The following is a 15,591-nucleotide window of genomic DNA, read 5'->3' on the forward strand; positions in this document are numbered from 1 at the left end:
CGTGAACAGACGTGATTTTCTCAAAGTGGCGTCAGGCGGGGCGCTGCTGGTGGGGGGATCGTCCGCGAGTTTTGCCGCCGCGCAAAACCGCCCGCCGATCCCCGGCGCGCTGGGGATGTTATACGACTCCACGCTCTGTGTCGGTTGCCAGGCCTGTGTGACGCGTTGTCAGGAAATTAACACGCCGCAACGCAACCCACAGGGCGAGCAAACCTGGTCGAATAACGACAAACTTTCGCCCTATACCAACAACATTATTCAGGTCTGGCACAGCGGCAGTGGCGAAAACAAAGACCAACTGCGCGACGGCTACGCCTATATCAAAAAGCAGTGCATGCACTGCGTGGATGCCAACTGTGTTTCCGTCTGCCCGGTGCAGGCACTGAAAAAAGACGCCAAAACCGGCATTGTTCATTACGATGCCAGCGTCTGTACTGGCTGCCGCTACTGCATGGTCGCCTGTCCGTTCGATGTGCCGAAGTATGACTACAACAACCCCTTCGGCGCGCTGCATAAATGCGAACTCTGCAACCAGAAAGACGTGGCGCGCCTGGATAACGGCGAGCTGCCCGGGTGTGTGGAAGTGTGCCCGGCGGGCGCAGTGATTTTCGGCACGCGCGAAGAACTGCTCGCCGAAGCCAAAAAACGTCTCACTATGAAACCTGGCTCTGAATACCGCTATCCGCGCCAGACATTGAACACCAACGATACCTATCTGCATAACGTGCCCAGCTACTACCCGCATTTGTACGGCGAGAAAGAGGGCGGCGGCACGCAGGTGCTGGTGCTGACCGGCGTTCCTTATCAGGAGCTGGGGTTGCCGGCGCTTGCCGACCTGGCAACCGGCGCACGCTCAGAGCACGTTCAACACACGGTTTACAAAGGGATGATGTTGCCGCTTGCCGTGCTGGTTGGGCTGACCGCACTGGTGCGCCGCAATACGCGGGACAACCATGACGGAGGCGATCATGAGTCATGATCCACAAGCGATGGGCGGCAAACTGCTGAGTAAACCGGTGCTGCTGTTCGCCCCGCTGATCGTGCTGTGCGCGATCTTTATCCTCAAACGTTTGATCTTCGGGCTCGGATCGGTCTCGGATCTGAACGGTGGTTATCCGTGGGGGATCTGGATCGCGTTTGATTTGCTGATCGGCACCGGCTTTGCCTGTGGCGGTTGGGCGCTGGCGTGGGCAGTGTATGTCTTTAACCGGGGCGACTATCACCCGCTGGTGCGCCCGGCGCTGCTGTGCAGCCTGTTCGGTTATTCGCTGGGCGGCTTGTCCATCACCATCGACGTTGGTCGTTACTGGAACCTGCCTTACTTCTATATTCCCGGCCATTTCAACGTCAATTCAGTGCTGTTTGAAACCGCGGTCTGTATGACGATTTACATCGGCGTGATGGCGTTGGAGTTCGCACCGGCGCTGCTGGAAAGGCTCGGCTGGAAGGTTTCGCTGCGCCGTCTCAATAAAGTGATGTTTTTCATTATCGCGCTTGGCGCGCTGCTGCCGACCATGCACCAGTCGTCGATGGGCTCGTTGATGATTGCCGCCGGATATAAGGTTTACCCGCTGTGGCAGAGCTATGAAATGCTGCCGGTTTTCTCGCTGCTGACCGCGTTTATTATGGGCTTCTCAATTGTCATTTTCGAAGGCTCATTAATGCAGGCCAGCCTGCGTGGCAACGGGCCGGATGAAAAACGTCTGTTTGGCAAACTGATCACCATCCTGAGCGTACTGTTAGCGCTGTTCCTGGTACTGCGTTTGGGAGAGATCACGTGGCGTGACAAATGGCATTACGCCTTTGCCGGTGATTTTTACAGCCTGATGTTCTGGCTGGAAATGGCGCTGCTGGCTTTGCCGCTGCTGATCCTGCGTGCGCCGCGTCTGCGCCGTGATTCCCGCTTTTTGTTCCTTGGCGCGTTGAGCATGCTGCTCGGCTGTGCGCTGTGGCGGCTCTCTTATTCGCTGTTGGCCTTTAATCCCGGCAACGGCTACCACTACTTCCCGACAGCGGAAGAGTTATTGATTTCCATCGGTTTTGTGGCAATTGAAGTCTGTGCGTACATCTTACTGATACGTCTGTTGCCGATTATTCCTCCGTTAAAAACATCTGCGCGACATGAGGCGAGTAAAGCATGAGTCAACGTATCACCATTGATCCGGTCACCCGTATTGAGGGTCATTTACGCATTGATTGCGAAATTGAAAACGGCGTTGTATCAAAGGCCTGGTCGTCAGGAACCATGTGGCGCGGGATGGAAGAGATTGTCAAAAACCGCGACCCGCGCGACGCATGGATAATCATGCAGCGCATTTGCGGCGTTTGTACAACAATCCACGCCATTGCCTCGGTGCGAGCGGTAGAAAGCGCGCTGGAGGTGAAGGTGCCGCGTAACGCCCAGTACATCCGCAACATCATTCTGGCCGCCCACTCGATTCACGATCATATCGTCCATTTCTATCAGCTTTCGGCGCTCGATTGGGTCGATATCACCAGCGCGCTGAATGCCGACCCGGCGAAAGCCGCCGCGCTGCTACAGGGGCTTTCCGACTGGCCGCTTAACAGTGAAAACGACTTCAAAGCGGTGCAGGAGAAGATCAAAGCGCTGGTCGCCAGCGGCCAACTGGGCATTTTTGCCAATGGCTACTGGGGCCACCCGGCAATGAAGTTGCCGCCGGAAGTAAATCTGATTGCCGTCGCCCACTACCTGCAAGCGCTGGAGTGTCAGCGCGACGCTAACCGCATTGTCGCGCTGCTTGGCGGTAAATCGCCGCACATTCAGAACCTGGCGGTGGGCGGGGTTGCCAACCCGATCAATCTTGATGGCATCGAAGTGCTGAACCTTGAACGCCTGATGTACCTCAAGTCGTTTATCGACAAGCTGGAAGGGTTTATCGAGCAGGTTTATAAAGTCGACACGGCGGTGATTGCGGCGTTTTACCCGGAATGGCTCACGCTCGGTAAAGGCGCGGTGAACTACCTGAGCGCGCCGGAATTCCCCACCGACGCCAACAACGGCAGTTTCCTGTTTTCTGGCGGCTACATCGAAAATGCCGATCTTAGCACCTACCGTGAAATCAACACCCACACCGATCCTTTCCTGATTAAAGGCATTCAGGAGAGCGCGAAACACGCCTGGTATAAAGACGACGCGCCGCAGGAGCCGTGGCAGGGCACCACGCTGCCGCAGTACACCGGCTGGCAGGAAGAGGGCAAATATTCCTGGGTTAAATCACCCACTTTTTACGGCAAAACGGTCGAAGTGGGGCCGCTCGCCAATATGCTCTGCAAGCTGGCGGCAAAACATCCGGCAACGACGGAAAAATTGCATGACATCACCGCCATTTACCAGAAACTCACCGGCAAAACGGTGGCGGTGGAGCAACTGCACTCTACGCTGGGGCGCATTATCGGGCGCACGGTTCATGCCTGCGAGTTACACCAGGTCTTGCAGCAGCAGTATCAGGCACTGATAGATAATATCGGCAAAGGCGATGTGCAAACCATTAGCCATACGGAGATCCCCGCCAGCGGCGAGTTTAAAGGCGTTAGCTTCCTTGAAGCGCCGCGCGGCATGCTCTCCCACTGGATCGTTATCAAAGACGGCAAAATCGATAACTACCAGGCCGTAGTGCCGTCAACCTGGAACGCCGGGCCGCGTAACTTCAACGACGACGCCGGGCCGTACGAGCTGTCACTGGTGGGTACACCAATTGCCGATCCGCAAAAACCGCTGGAAGTGGTGCGCACCGTTCACTCGTTCGACCCCTGTATGTCGTGCGCGGTACACGTGGTGGATGCCGACGGCAACGATGTGGTGTCGGTGAAGGTGCTGTGATGTCGATTTTAGTGTTAGGCGTAGGCAACATTTTGCTTACCGATGAAGCGATTGGCGTGCGGGTGGTGGAAGCGCTTGAGCAGCGTTACCGCCTGCCGGAGCATGTTGAGGTGCTGGATGGCGGCACGGCGGGCATGGAGCTGCTTGAGGCGATGGCTAACCGCGATCATCTGATCATCGCCGATGCGGTGGTCAGCCGCAAAAGCGAGCCGGGTGCCGTTATCTGCCTGCGCGATGACGACGTGCCAACGCTGTTCAGCAATAAAATTTCGCCGCACCAGTTGGGGTTATCGGATGTGCTGTCGGCGTTGCGCTTTACCGGGGAGTTTCCGAAAAAACTGACGCTGATTGGTATTATTCCGTCCTCGCTGGAGCCGCATATCGGCCTGACACCGCTGGTGGAGGCGAGCCTGGACACCGCGCTACAGGCGGTGCTGGCGGCACTGCGCGAATCCGGCGTGGAGCCTGTTTTACGGGAGACCGAATATGCAGGATGAGGTGATAGGGTTCGACGTTTCGCCGCACCGCGAAGTGCAGGCGGCTTTTATGGCGATTGCCGAGCAGGAGATGCACAGTCTGCCGTTTGTCCATGCAACGATGCCGGTGTATGTCACGCCGTTCACCCGCTTTGAAGAACAGTGGCTGGGCTGTGTGCTGACGCCGTGGATGCTGAGCGTGCAAATCTACCCCGGCCCGCAGCAGTGTTGGCCTCGCCGCCCGGTGAGCCAGCGGCTGGGGCTGCGATTGCCCTATGGCGAAATGACCTTTACCGTCGGCGAATTAGCCGCATTGGGGCAATACCTGAGCTGCTCACTGATGTCGCCGCTGGATCGGGGATTGTCTGTTGATGCTGGCATTGCGCTTGCCGATAACTGCCTGAAAATGGCGCTCTCGTTGCCGGTCACCGATGCCGCGGTAAGCCGTCGCGCGTTGCTGCAAGGACTGCGGGACAAAGCGCATGCATGAGTTATCCCTGTGCCAGAACGCGGTGGAGATCATTGAACAGCAGGCGCGGCAAAATGGCGCGAAGCGCGTGACGGGCGTATGGCTGGAAGTGGGCGCGCTGGCTTGTGTGGAAGAGAGCGCGCTGCGGTTTGGTTTTGATATCGCCTGCCGCGAGACGCTGGCGCAGGGGTGCACATTGCATATCCTGCATAAACCGGCGCAAGCCTGGTGCTGGAACTGTAGCCAGACGGTGAAAACCGAACGGCACGATGAGTGCCCGCTCTGCCACTGCCCGACGCTGCATATTGAGCGCAGCGACGGCGTGCAGATCAAAAGTATCGAAGTGGAGTAAAGCAAAGATGTGTATAGGCGTACCGGGTCAGGTGGTGGCCGTTGGCGATGATTTTCATCAACTGGCGCAGGTGGATGTGTGCGGCGTGCGTCGCGACGTCAATATCGCGCTGGTGTGCGAGGATTCACCGCGTGAATTGCTGGGGCAATGGGTGCTGGTGCATGTCGGTTTCGCCATGAGCGTGATTGATGAACACGAAGCGCTGGCGACGCTGGAAGCGCTGCGCAACATGGAAATCGAAGCGTTTGCCCCTCAGCGCTGAGGCGCGTCGATGTTGGCGTCGGTCACCATCTGCGTGACCTGCGACAAATTGCCGATCTTCGCTTCGCTGGCGCGATAGAATTTACTCTTATCAATTAACAGCAATGATTGCTGCGCCCGGCGTAACAGCTGGGCTTTGAACGCCGCATTGTGGCGGGTGGAATCCCACATATCGCCGCGCGCATCCACGCCTTCGCAGGAGAAGATAAACAGATCAATCTCCAGCGATTTCAGAAGACTGGCGAGAGCCGGATTCACGTAGCAACGCTCCGTGCGCGCCAGTCGGCCGCCCGAGCAGATAAGCTCAATCTGTTCGCGCCGCGCCATCTCCTGGCACACCGGCAGACTGTTAGTCAGCACCGTCAACGGGATATCCGGTAACTGCCGCGCCAGATGAAAACAGGTGGAGCTGGCATCCAGCGCCAGCGTCATCCCGGCTTCTATCCAGTTCAGTGCGTGGCGGGCGATGTCGGCTTTATCCGCATAATGGCTTTTTAGCCGGGTGCGAAATGGTTCCCCGCCATCATGCATTGTGCGCGCCAGACCGTGGCGACGCACAATTTTCCCCGCCGTTTGCAGCGCGTTCAGATCGCGGCGAATGGTTTCAATACTGACATTCAACTGCACCGCCAGCGCCTGGGTTGTGATGCTGTGCTGGCTGGTGAGAAGCTGCAGAATCGCTTGCTGGCGCGCGTGCTTCATGGCGTTTCCTCATGATGCTGCGGCGAGAGCGAAATCAGTATTTTGCCGATGGCCGCGCCGTTTTTACCGGTGTGCTTAATGTGATACATCGCGCGATCGGCACGCATCAGCGCATTAACGAAATCATCCCCGGCTTGCACTTCATCAATGCCTATCGATGCACCCACCGACGCCTCGCCATTATCCAGCTCGAAGGGGCTGAGGATGGCACGCAAACAGCTATGCGCCGTGCTGTTAATCAGCAGGCTGTTGAGCGCAAAGGGCAGCAACAGAACAAACTCATCGCCGCCAAGCCGCCCGATGACGGTTCCCTCCGGGCAGGCAGCGCGCAGGCGCTGGCTGAGCTGGATCAGCAACTCATCGCCGCTGCGGTGGCCAAACGTATCGTTTACCGCTTTGAAATCATCCAGATCAATAAATGCCACACACAGCGGCCCGGCGAGATTGAGTTCAGCAAAGTGTTGCAGTAGCGCATGACGGTTCGCGAGGCCGGTCAGCGGATCGTGGTTGGCAAGCAGAGCCAGTTGCTCTTCGTACTGCTTCTCTTTGGTCATATCAATGTGCGTGCCGGTCACTTTCAACGGCGCGCCGCTGGCGTCCCGGTCGGTGACGCGACCGCGATCGAGCACCCAAGTCACGGTACCGTTTTTATGTCGCATGCGGTGCAACGCTTCGTAAAACGGCGTTTTGCCATGCAAATGGTCATAAAACGCATCCAGCACCTGTTGCCGGTCATCTTCATGCAGGTGTTCGCGCCAGACATCAAAGTGGGCGCTCAGCGCTTTGGGTTGATAGCCAAGCATCGAACCCCAGCGGCGGTTAAAGATAATGAGCTTGCCGCTTGGCACATCCAGTTGCCACAAACACAGCCCGGTGCCGTCGAGCGCGGCGCTGAGTTTATTGCGCGCATCGCGTGCGATCCGCACCAGCCGGGCGTTGTGCTTCTTCAGATTCTGGATCTGCTGTTTTAACGCGGTTTCAGACATTTGGCGGGCTACGGGTAAATAAAAGGCATTCTTACGAGTTATTTCGGTTATGTAAATATGGTGTGAAAAAAAGAGCAGAAGGTGTGGTGAATGGCGGGAGAAACCGGGCGGAATGCCGCCCGGTGGGCAAGATCAGGCGTTGCGTTTATCTTCAGTTTGCGTGTCGAAATCGCTGGCGTCGTGGCGCTCATGCAGTTGCTCACTCGGCTCGCCGAACGTGCGGTTAACCATGCGCCCACGTTTCACCGCCGGGCGCTCTGCAATCGCTTTCGCCCAGCGCTGGACATTTTGGTAACTGCCCGCGTCGAGGAATTCCGCTGCATTATAGACATTGCCCAGTACTACGTTGCCGTACCACGGCCAGATCGCCATATCGGCGATGGTGTACTCATCCCCGGCAACAAACGTGTGCTGCGCCAGTTGCTTATCCAGCACGTCCAGTTGACGTTTGGCTTCCATGGTAAAGCGGTTGATCGCGTACTCGATCTTCACCGGCGCATAGTTATAGAAGTGGCCAAAACCGCCGCCGAGGAAAGGTGCAGAACCTTGCAGCCAGAACAGCCAGTTCAGCGTTTCGGTGCGTTTAGCCGGATCTTTTGGCAGGAAATGACCGAATTTTTCCGCCAGATAGAGCAGGATCGCGCCGGATTCAAACACTCGCGTTGGCGGTGTGGTGCTGTGATCGCGCAGCGCCGGGATTTTGGAGTTCGGGTTAACCTCGACAAAACCGCTGGAGAACTGATCGCCTTCACCGATGCGAATCAACCACGCGTCGTACTCTGCGGCACTGACGCCTTTCGCCAGTAACTCTTCCAGCATAATGGTGACTTTCTGGCCGTTCGGCGTACCGAGCGAATAGAGCTGTAGTGGGTGTTTGCCGACCGGCAATGCTTTGTCATGCGTTGGACCGGAAACCGGGCGGTTGATATTGGCAAACGCGCCGCCGCCGGATTTATCCCACGTCCAGACTTTGGGGGGCTGATAGTTGTCTGACATTTTGGCCTGCCTTTTCGTTGATGTGTTAAAGAAGTTAAGCGCCTGCAAAGCAGTGTAGCAGTCGTCTCAGGCGAGAATACGTTGCGCCCAGACCTCGATGTCGTCGCCGCTACCGAGATCGGCCTGCACCAGCCCGTTAACCATAAAGGTTGGCGAAACATGGATGCCATTCTGGCGTGCGTATTTGCTGTGCCATTTGATCTCGGTTTGCAGCGCCGGACGAGCAAAAGCCTCTGCCAGTTGCACTCCGCTGTACTGTTCGATGCGTTCAATGATTTGCTGCGGCGTTGTATGCATATTCGGGCCGCTGCAGTGGTCGGTAAATTCAAACTCTTCGCGATGATCGGCAACCGCTTGCAGTACTTTGTGCGCGGCGTTTTTGCCGTCCGCAAGCGTCGATGCCGCGAGAATGCAGCGGATAATCACACCGGAAAACAGATGCCACGGCTGTGATTGCAGGCGGATTTTCACCGTGACGTTATCCTCGCCGACCTGTTTTAGCAGCGCGTCCAGTTTGTTAAACGCGCGTACAGAAAAAGGGCAAGTAGGTTCGATAAATACCTCGAACGTACGTGGGCCGTGACCCCAACTGAGCGGGGCGGCATGTAGCGGTTGTTGGCTCATTTTCACTCCTGATATTTAATATTTTTTCGCGTTTCAAAGAGTAGCAGCATGCCGCAGGCAGGGAAAAGGCAGCTTTGCTGCCGATGCGGTTAAACAGTAAAGCGGTTGCGTTATTTTGCTGAGGAGGGCGTTAAAACGTTGCACGCTGACATGGAAATTCGTTTGTTAAAATTTAGTGATAAAAATGGGTGGCGCTTCTGCTTTTAATTATAAGACCTGACTTAACGTATATTTTTTAATATCCAGCTGATTTAAGTAAAATTATTGTTTTATTAAATATCGCGTGCTTATTTAATTTTTGTATGTAAATTATCCTGTTTCAGCGCTATTTGTTATTAATCTGTTTCTTTTGCCTGTCGATAATCGTTATGAGGATCTTTTTTTCGGCTCAGGCAGAGTCATTTGGCGGAATATCTGGTCATTGATAGCGGAGATAATGATGCAGGAGATTCAGGCGATTCAGGCAAGCCCGCACCTTGCCACAATAAAAGAAAACACAAACCATAAATCGGCGGCTCATACGGACAGTGGCGCGGCAAATAGCGCTTCGCATGATGAGAGCACCAAAGTGACGCTCTCAAGCCGCGCAGAAAAGCACAAACACAGCAATGAGATAAAAGCCGAGCAGCAGGTTCAGGAAAAGAAAAAGGTGGAAAATCATGAAATTGATTATTCACTGGCGATGACCGGTATTCCTCAATTCGGCGGACGGCTGGTGACCATCGTTAAATATCCGGACGGCAGAACGGAAATGATTGATGCGTTTTCAGGTAAAAAAGTGACGCAACAAGAGTTAGCCACGGCGCAGCTACAGAAAGAGAAACGTGTGGCTGAGCAACACAAACTGGACGCAAAAGTGGTCGTGCAGCAAGAACAGGTAACGGCGGGCGAATCTGAGCCGACGGATATGCAATAACGATCTTAAGTAAATCCTGTCTTATTTCAGGGTTATTAACGTTAGCTGTATTAATCCGGTATCCATATCCGGACCTTATATTTAGCGGTTGTTGTTTCAATATATCTTATATTACGTAGTCGCTGGCCGGGAAATAGAGTCGCTGTAGTCATGTATTTGGCTTAAGGCAAAAATAACACGATATATTTTCAGCAAAATAATGGCTGAGGATATCGGTTTTTCTGCGTTTTTATTGGGCGTGAATAAAACGGAATATGCCGCCTGAAATACAGGCGGCAGATCTCATCAGAACAGAACGGAGTAATTCAGGCCAAAAGTACGACCGCGGCCTTTATAGGTATATAAACCCGCTGCGCCATAAGTTGGGCTGTATAAACCCGGTGCACGTTGGCCCCATGCGGTGGTGTAATCTTCGTCCAGCAGGTTTTCAACGCTAAAACTCAACTTACCGACAGGCAGAAGATAACTGCCGAGCAGATCAACAGTGTTGTACCCGTCAATATGTTTCCCATCGGCGTCAGAAAGATCAAATGTCTGCGTGCTTTGCAGGCGTAGCGTCCAGTCGCCTGGCGCCCAGTTGACCCACGCGCTCATCTTCGACGGGCTGGCGCTATCCACGGTCAGTTTCTGCCACTTACCATCGACGCGGGTTTGCGACTTGATGGCGTTAAAGTTCGCGCCGGTGCTCCATTCGCTGTCGCTAAAGAAGTAATCGACCTGGCCTTCCACACCGTAAATACGACGCTGATCATCTTCAATATTGATGGTCATGTCGCTTTTGTTGATGTTGATGGTTTTATCCGAAAGCGAGTAGTACGCGGCGATCTGCGTACGCAGGCTATCGCCAGTGTAGCGCCAGCCCAGCTCGTAGGCATTCACTTTAATACCGTCCAGCTTCGAATCGTTCACGTTGACGCTGTTAACCAGACGGTAGTGACCGTTTTCCAGCTTGTAGGTGCCGGAACCGTAATATTTCGCCAGATCCGGAATTTCGAAGCCTTGAGAGAAGTTAAACCACAGCTGCTGGCGTTCGCTCAGGTGACCAAGGATGCCAGCGTTGAACAGCAGATTGTTGTAATCCGTTTTGCCGCCAGGCACGGCGTCCGCCGAGGTTGCTTTGCCGGTGGCGATGGCTTGCTGCTGCGCGTAGCCGACAAAGTCATCGACTCTGTTTTCCGTGTACTGGTAGCGCACGCCGCCGCTCAGGGTGATGGCCGCAATGTCATAGCTGCTTTGCAGGAACGGCGCGAGGTTCGTGATGCTGTAGCCGGGATAGCGCCCGACGTTATAAGCGTTATCCAGTTTCATGCCGCCGCTGGCGGCAGCTTTGCTGAGATTGAAAAACTGCTGGTTGGCATCGAACGTTTCATGTTCGGCGTCCACGCCCCAGGTCAATGTCAGATCTTCCAGCGGCTTGCTGTTAAGGGTGAGTTTGCCGCCGTAGAAATCAGTTTTTTGCTGCGATGCGCCGATGCTGGTCACCGAGCCGCCGGAAAGTGTCGGGAAGGGGTAATACGTCAGGCTTTCGTCACGGTAGTAAATCTGTGCCAGTAAATCCTGGCCCCAGAAATCGCTGTTGGCGTATTGCAGGTTAATTAAGTGGCGTTCGGTGCCAGGGATGCGGTCGGAATCAAGATTACTTTTGTTGTAAGCGTCGCCGGAGCCGCGCACCGCCGAGAAGTTTTCGCCAAGGAAGAGACCGTGCTTACCGTCAGACTGGCTTTTGTAATACTGCGTGGTGAGCTGCAACTGCTGATGATCGTCAATATTCAGCGTGCCGGTTCCCATTACGTCCAGGCGGTCTGAATACTGCAAACCGGTTTGCGTGTTATCAATATTCACTTCATTGCCTTTGCCGTCATACCAGCCGCCATAGCGCTGGTACGCCACGGAAAGACGACCTGAAGCGTTATCGTTACCGCCGCTGACCGCGGCCGCGATGTTCTCGTCGTGATCGTTATGGCTGTTAAAACCGCTTTTCGTGCCGGTCTGGAACTCAACCTCGGTTTCCGGCTGGCCTTTTTTGGTGACGAAATTGATTAAACCGCCGGTGCTTCCGCCGCCGTACAGCGATGTCGCGCCGGAAATCACTTCGATGCGCTCGATGTTAAACGGATCGATAGCATCGAGCTGGCGGCTGTCGCTGCGAGACGAGTTCAGACGTACTCCGTCCACCATCACCATCATTGAACGGCCGCGTAAATTCATGCCGTAATTAGTGCGTCCCTGGCTGCTGACGTCCATGCCGGGAATTAACTGCGCCAGTACCTCTTTTAACTCTTTTCCACCCTGAACCTGCTGCTCAATTTCAGCCTGTTCAATGACCCAAGTGGTTTGCGCCATATCCGTAACGCTGTGGTTTGCGCGGCTGGCGGCAACCACCAGCGTCTCTTCTTTTTGACCTTCCGCCGAGGCGTGAGCGGAAAACATCATCAATAAACAAGGATTTAATGCCCAAAGATAACGAGATTTCATTGTTATGGTGATCCTGATTTAACAGAAGTACGGCGGCGCTGATCCTCCCGAGCCGCAAGCAATATCGCCATTTGTTGATAGCGATTATCAAGATGATATGAATTATCGTTACCATGTAAATGTTTTGTGTAAAAAATGTGGAAATAAACTAGTGATTTCCATAGGGTTTTTAGGGGTTTTGAGTGTGTACTGGAGCAGACAAAGGGCGGGGAGGGCACCGGGTTCGATAATAATACCGCCCGGTATAATAAGGTTGCTGGTATTTATTGGCTGAAGCGTTAACGGTAAGTGAAAAGGTATTTTAGCGTGGTTTAGCGCTTCGTTTTGTTATGTTTTTCTTTAAAATCCGCAATCGCCTGATTGATGTTATCTGTTTCGATAGCATCTACTTTTTCGCCTTCGAAAAAGACTTCATAGTTGCCAGAAACATATTTAAAGGTAAATATCTTACCCTGATAACGCACGCGCTTTTCTTTTACAGACAATCCCCTGCTGCGCATAGCCACTTTTGCCATTGTATCTATCTTTTTATTTTTCATAATTATTTGTCTTACCTGTGCAGGTTGTTTTGCGATGTTTGGTATTAAACCCACTCAATCTGATGTTAATTTGTTATTCACTGAAAAGATAGCCACGGTTGTCTGATTCGCTGGATTGATAATATATGAAACATTTAACCTGATGTTAAGGTTGTCTTAATCTTTAGAGTATCTCGCCATTGTGGACTGGTGAATTAATTCATTTTTTAATTTTTGATGATATTTAATTTCAAACTCAATCTTTTGATAATAATTTTGATTCTCATTTCATTTCCACTACGATTAAAATCCAGCCCGGCTCGTATGTGCTGACTATTACACATAATTTAAAAGGAATGATGATGAAGAACCGCTTTTTGCCGCTCTGTTCACTTGCACTGGTCATCTCTTCAGTTTTTGCCGCTCCCGTGGCGTTCGCCGCCGACAACGACGACGGTATCGTGGTCTATAACGCGCAGCACGAAAACCTGACAAAATCCTGGGTCGACGAATTCACCAAAGAAACCGGCATCAAAGTCACGCTGCGTAACGGCGGCGACACGGAGCTGGGTAACCAACTGGTGCAGGAAGGCAACGTTTCACCTGCCGATGTGTTCCTGACGGAAAACTCCCCGGCGATGACGCTGGTTGATAACGCCGGACTTTTTGCGCCGCTCAATGCGGATACGCTGAAACAGGTCCCGGCTCAGTTCCGCCCGGCGCATGGTCGCTGGATTGGCATTGCCGCGCGCAGCACCGTTTTTGTCTATAACCCGACGAAACTTTCTGCTGCGCAGTTACCTGCATCGATCATGGATTTAGCCAAACCGGAATGGAAAGGCCGCTGGGCGGCGTCGCCTTCAGGCGCTGATTTCCAGGCGATTGTCAGCGCGATGCTGACACTGAAAGGCGAAAAAGCCACGCTGGACTGGCTGAAAGCGATGAAAACTAACTTTGTGCCTTACAAAGGCAACAGCACGGTGATGAAAGCGGTCAATGCCGGGCAAATCGACGGTGGCGTGATTTATCACTACTACTACTTTGTCGATCAGGCTAAAACCGGCGAGAACAGCAAAAATACCCAGCTTCACTACTTTAAACATCAGGATCCGGGCGCGTTTGTCAGCATCTCTGGCGGCGGCGTTTTAGCGTCCAGCAAACACCAGAAACAGGCGCAGGCGTTTATCAAATGGATAACCGGCAAGCAGGGTCAGGAGATGTTGCGCACCAACACCGCGTTTGAATACGCAGTAGGAGAAGGCGCTGCTTCCAATGAAAAACTGGTTCCGCTGGCGCAATTAGACGCACCGAAAGTGGAACCCTCTGCGCTTAACAGCAAAAAAGTCAGCGAGTTAATGACCGAAGCCGGTCTTTTGTAATCACGCAGGAATGAGTGCCTGATGTCCAGTTTAAGTCTCCCGGCGGCAAGCAATGCGGCCAGCCAGGCCGCCCGGCACCGTCCTTCGCGGGTGCTGGTGGTATTTGCCCTTTTTGTCGCAGCACTTGCCTTACTGCCCGTTGGGTTTGTCATCGGTGTCGGTATTGATACCGGCTGGGCGACGGTGCAGGCGCTCATTTTTCGCCCGCGTGTGGGTGAGTTGCTCGTCAACACTTTTTGGCTCATTGCACTTGCGGTACCCGCCAGCGTCGCGCTTGGCACGTCGCTGGCGTGGCTCACCGAACGGACGTCGCTGCCCGGAAGGCGCTTGTGGGCCGTGCTGGCGGTTGCGCCGCTGGCGATCCCGGCGTTTGTGCAAAGCTATGCCTGGGTGAGCGTTTTGCCCGCGTTTAACGGATTACCTGCGGCGGTGTTTATCGCTGTGCTGGCCTATTTCCCGTTTATTTATATGCCGGTCGCTGCGGTGTTGCGCCGCCTCGACCCCAGCCTTGAGGATGTTGCGGCATCGCTTGGCACTCCGCCGTGGCGGATCTTCTTTCGCGTGATCTTACCCCAGCTTCGGCTGGCGCTTTGCGGCGGTGCGCTGCTGGTGGCGCTGCACTTACTGGCGGAATATGGCCTGTTTGTAATGATCCGCTTCGATACCTTCACCACCGCGATTTACGATCAGTTCCAGTCAACGTTCAGCGGCCCGGCCGCCAATATGCTCGCCGGTGTGCTGGCGCTCTGCTGCCTGGCGTTGCTGCTGCTGGAGACGGCGGCGCGCGGCAAAGCGCGCTATGCGCGAGTGGGCTCAGGTTCAGCGCGTAAGCAACAACGCCGCGCGCTTGGTCGCTGGAGCTGCTGGTTGGGGTTATTGCTGGCGGCGTGCACGGTGGCGCTGTCATTCGGTACGCCGATTGCGGTGCTTGGCCGCTGGTTGTGGCTTGGCGGGTTCGATAACTGGCACCGCGCCGATCTCTGGCTTTCACTGCGCCAGACTCTTTTTCTGGCCGTTTGCGGGGCGCTAATCACCACCGCGTTCGCCATTCCGACGGCGTGGCTCTCGGTGCGCCATCCGCGCCGCGTATTCCGCTTGCTTGAAGGCTGTAATTACATCACCAGCGCATTACCCGGCATTGTGGTGGCGCTGGCGCTGGTTACCGTGACCATTCATTACGCGCGCCCGATTTATCAGACTGAAGTGACGCTGTTTCTCGCCTGGTTGTTGATGTTTATGCCCAGAGCGTTAATCAATTTACGCGCCGGGATTGCGCAAGCGCCGGTCGAGCTTGAGCAGGTGGCGCAAAGCCTTGGCACCTCGCCTGGCAGAGCGCTGGTGAGTGTCACACTGCGGCTGGCTGCACCGGGCGCCTCTACCGCGGCGGCATTAGTCTTTCTGGGCGTGAGCACCGAACTGACCGCCACGCTGCTGCTTTCCCCGCTCGGCACGCGCACGCTGGCGACAGGGTTCTGGGCGCTGACCAGCGAGATCGATTACGTGGCGGCTGCACCTTATGCGTTGCTGATGATTTTGATTTCCTTGCCGTTGACCGGCCTGCTGTATAAGCAATCACAAAAACTTTCGGGTCTTTAA

The 15,591-nt window shown here is 54.5% G+C and carries 16 protein-coding genes; 10 read left to right on the forward strand and 6 right to left on the reverse strand.

Translation table 11 applies throughout. The features are described from left to right. Nucleotide 1: 1 nt before the first annotated feature. From hybA to hybG, 7 genes are read left to right on the forward strand one after another with little or no spacing between them, the layout of a single operon-like run. Nucleotides 2-979: a hydrogenase 2 operon protein HybA gene (gene hybA / locus ACFX4U_RS10215; RefSeq protein ID WP_313508064.1), complete on the forward strand. Its 978-nt coding sequence runs from the start codon at nucleotides 2-4 to the stop codon at nucleotides 977-979. After that, entirely contained in the window at nucleotides 969-2,141 is a 1,173-nt protein-coding gene (gene hybB, locus ACFX4U_RS10220; protein ID WP_313508065.1) for a Ni/Fe-hydrogenase cytochrome b subunit, read from the forward strand. The genes hybA and hybB overlap by 11 nt, the downstream gene beginning before the upstream one ends. Then, nucleotides 2,138-3,841: a hydrogenase 2 large subunit gene (gene hybC / locus ACFX4U_RS10225; protein ID WP_313508066.1), complete on the forward strand. Its 1,704-nt coding sequence runs from the start codon at nucleotides 2,138-2,140 to the stop codon at nucleotides 3,839-3,841. The genes hybB and hybC overlap by 4 nt, the downstream gene beginning before the upstream one ends. Then, nucleotides 3,841-4,338: a HyaD/HybD family hydrogenase maturation endopeptidase gene (locus tag ACFX4U_RS10230; protein WP_313508067.1), complete on the forward strand. Its 498-nt coding sequence runs from the start codon at nucleotides 3,841-3,843 to the stop codon at nucleotides 4,336-4,338. Before hybC ends, ACFX4U_RS10230 begins: the two co-directional genes overlap by 1 nt. Further along, nucleotides 4,328-4,807 (forward strand): hydrogenase-2 assembly chaperone, encoded by a 480-nt coding sequence (hybE, locus tag ACFX4U_RS10235; protein WP_313508068.1) that lies wholly within the window; start codon nucleotides 4,328-4,330, stop codon nucleotides 4,805-4,807. The genes ACFX4U_RS10230 and hybE overlap by 11 nt, the downstream gene beginning before the upstream one ends. Next, nucleotides 4,800-5,138 (forward strand): hydrogenase maturation nickel metallochaperone HypA, encoded by a 339-nt coding sequence (gene hypA / locus ACFX4U_RS10240; RefSeq protein WP_313508069.1) that lies wholly within the window; start codon nucleotides 4,800-4,802, stop codon nucleotides 5,136-5,138. The genes hybE and hypA overlap by 8 nt, the downstream gene beginning before the upstream one ends. A gap of 7 nt (nucleotides 5,139-5,145) precedes the next feature. After that, entirely contained in the window at nucleotides 5,146-5,400 is a 255-nt protein-coding gene (gene hybG / locus ACFX4U_RS10245) for a hydrogenase maturation factor HybG (RefSeq protein WP_017457498.1), read from the forward strand. Here hybG and fucR read toward each other — a convergent pair. The 4 genes from fucR to ACFX4U_RS10265 all read right to left on the reverse strand — a co-directional run bounded on the left by fucR (nucleotide 5,391) and on the right by ACFX4U_RS10265 (nucleotide 8,707). Then, on the reverse strand, nucleotides 5,391-6,101 hold the full coding sequence (fucR, locus tag ACFX4U_RS10250) for an L-fucose operon activator (RefSeq protein ID WP_313508070.1): 711 nt from the start codon (nucleotides 6,099-6,101) through the stop codon (nucleotides 5,391-5,393). The two genes, hybG and fucR, sit on opposite strands and share 10 nt — an antisense overlap. After that, nucleotides 6,098-7,087, reverse strand: a complete 990-nt coding sequence (locus tag ACFX4U_RS10255) for a sensor domain-containing diguanylate cyclase (protein ID WP_313508071.1) — start codon at nucleotides 7,085-7,087, stop codon at nucleotides 6,098-6,100. Before ACFX4U_RS10255 ends, fucR begins: the two co-directional genes overlap by 4 nt. A gap of 132 nt (nucleotides 7,088-7,219) precedes the next feature. After that, a complete protein-coding gene (gene yghU / locus ACFX4U_RS10260; protein ID WP_313508072.1) occupies nucleotides 7,220-8,083 on the reverse strand; it encodes a glutathione-dependent disulfide-bond oxidoreductase in 864 nt (287 codons plus the stop codon). A 66-nt stretch (nucleotides 8,084-8,149) separates the two neighbouring features. Then, nucleotides 8,150-8,707 carry a thioredoxin domain-containing protein gene (locus ACFX4U_RS10265; RefSeq protein ID WP_313508073.1) on the reverse strand — a complete coding sequence of 186 codons (558 nt, stop codon included), beginning with the start codon at nucleotides 8,705-8,707 and terminating at the stop codon, nucleotides 8,150-8,152. Nucleotides 8,708-9,143: 436 nt separating this feature from the next. Between ACFX4U_RS10265 and ACFX4U_RS10270 the strand changes: the two genes are divergently transcribed. Continuing rightward, nucleotides 9,144-9,623, forward strand: a complete 480-nt coding sequence (locus ACFX4U_RS10270; RefSeq protein WP_313508074.1) for a hypothetical protein — start codon at nucleotides 9,144-9,146, stop codon at nucleotides 9,621-9,623. Between the two features lie 285 nt (nucleotides 9,624-9,908). On the opposite strand, the gene ACFX4U_RS10275 is transcribed toward ACFX4U_RS10270, so the two are convergent. Beyond that, nucleotides 9,909-12,098 carry a TonB-dependent siderophore receptor gene (locus ACFX4U_RS10275; protein ID WP_313508075.1) on the reverse strand — a complete coding sequence of 730 codons (2,190 nt, stop codon included), beginning with the start codon at nucleotides 12,096-12,098 and terminating at the stop codon, nucleotides 9,909-9,911. A 311-nt stretch (nucleotides 12,099-12,409) separates the two neighbouring features. Continuing rightward, entirely contained in the window at nucleotides 12,410-12,637 is a 228-nt protein-coding gene (locus tag ACFX4U_RS10280) for a hypothetical protein (RefSeq protein WP_305734993.1), read from the reverse strand. 341 nt (nucleotides 12,638-12,978) lie between these two features. On the opposite strand from ACFX4U_RS10280, the gene ACFX4U_RS10285 reads away from it, so the two are divergent. Together ACFX4U_RS10285 and ACFX4U_RS10290 are read left to right on the forward strand one after the other, a co-directional pair. After that, a complete protein-coding gene (locus tag ACFX4U_RS10285; RefSeq protein WP_313508076.1) occupies nucleotides 12,979-13,995 on the forward strand; it encodes an iron ABC transporter substrate-binding protein in 1,017 nt (338 codons plus the stop codon). A 21-nt stretch (nucleotides 13,996-14,016) separates the two neighbouring features. Continuing rightward, nucleotides 14,017-15,591, forward strand: a complete 1,575-nt coding sequence (locus ACFX4U_RS10290) for an iron ABC transporter permease (RefSeq protein WP_313508077.1) — start codon at nucleotides 14,017-14,019, stop codon at nucleotides 15,589-15,591.

The organism is Kosakonia sp. YIM B13588, assembly GCF_042788165.1.
GTDB classification, from domain to species: Bacteria; Pseudomonadota; Gammaproteobacteria; order Enterobacterales; family Enterobacteriaceae; genus Kosakonia; species Kosakonia sacchari.

Excerpts from the sequence above, each read along its gene's own strand:
- hybB (WP_313508065.1), top strand. The coding sequence starts at position 969 with ATGAGTCATGATCCACAAGCGATGGGCGGCAAACTGCTGAGTAAACCG.
- hybC (WP_313508066.1), top strand. The coding sequence starts at position 2,138 with ATGAGTCAACGTATCACCATTGATCCGGTCACCCGTATTGAGGGTCAT.
- ACFX4U_RS10230 (WP_313508067.1), top strand. The coding sequence starts at position 3,841 with ATGTCGATTTTAGTGTTAGGCGTAGGCAACATTTTGCTTACCGATGAA.
- hybE (WP_313508068.1), top strand. The coding sequence starts at position 4,328 with ATGCAGGATGAGGTGATAGGGTTCGACGTTTCGCCGCACCGCGAAGTG.
- hypA (WP_313508069.1), top strand. The coding sequence starts at position 4,800 with ATGCATGAGTTATCCCTGTGCCAGAACGCGGTGGAGATCATTGAACAG.
- hybG (WP_017457498.1), top strand. The coding sequence starts at position 5,146 with ATGTGTATAGGCGTACCGGGTCAGGTGGTGGCCGTTGGCGATGATTTT.
- fucR (WP_313508070.1), bottom strand. The coding sequence starts at position 6,101 with ATGAAGCACGCGCGCCAGCAAGCGATTCTGCAGCTTCTCACCAGCCAG.
- ACFX4U_RS10255 (WP_313508071.1), bottom strand. The coding sequence starts at position 7,087 with ATGTCTGAAACCGCGTTAAAACAGCAGATCCAGAATCTGAAGAAGCAC.
- yghU (WP_313508072.1), bottom strand. The coding sequence starts at position 8,083 with ATGTCAGACAACTATCAGCCCCCCAAAGTCTGGACGTGGGATAAATCC.
- ACFX4U_RS10265 (WP_313508073.1), bottom strand. The coding sequence starts at position 8,707 with ATGAGCCAACAACCGCTACATGCCGCCCCGCTCAGTTGGGGTCACGGC.
- ACFX4U_RS10270 (WP_313508074.1), top strand. The coding sequence starts at position 9,144 with ATGATGCAGGAGATTCAGGCGATTCAGGCAAGCCCGCACCTTGCCACA.
- ACFX4U_RS10275 (WP_313508075.1), bottom strand. The coding sequence starts at position 12,098 with ATGAAATCTCGTTATCTTTGGGCATTAAATCCTTGTTTATTGATGATG.
- ACFX4U_RS10280 (WP_305734993.1), bottom strand. The coding sequence starts at position 12,637 with ATGAAAAATAAAAAGATAGATACAATGGCAAAAGTGGCTATGCGCAGC.
- ACFX4U_RS10285 (WP_313508076.1), top strand. The coding sequence starts at position 12,979 with ATGAAGAACCGCTTTTTGCCGCTCTGTTCACTTGCACTGGTCATCTCT.
- ACFX4U_RS10290 (WP_313508077.1), top strand. The coding sequence starts at position 14,017 with ATGTCCAGTTTAAGTCTCCCGGCGGCAAGCAATGCGGCCAGCCAGGCC.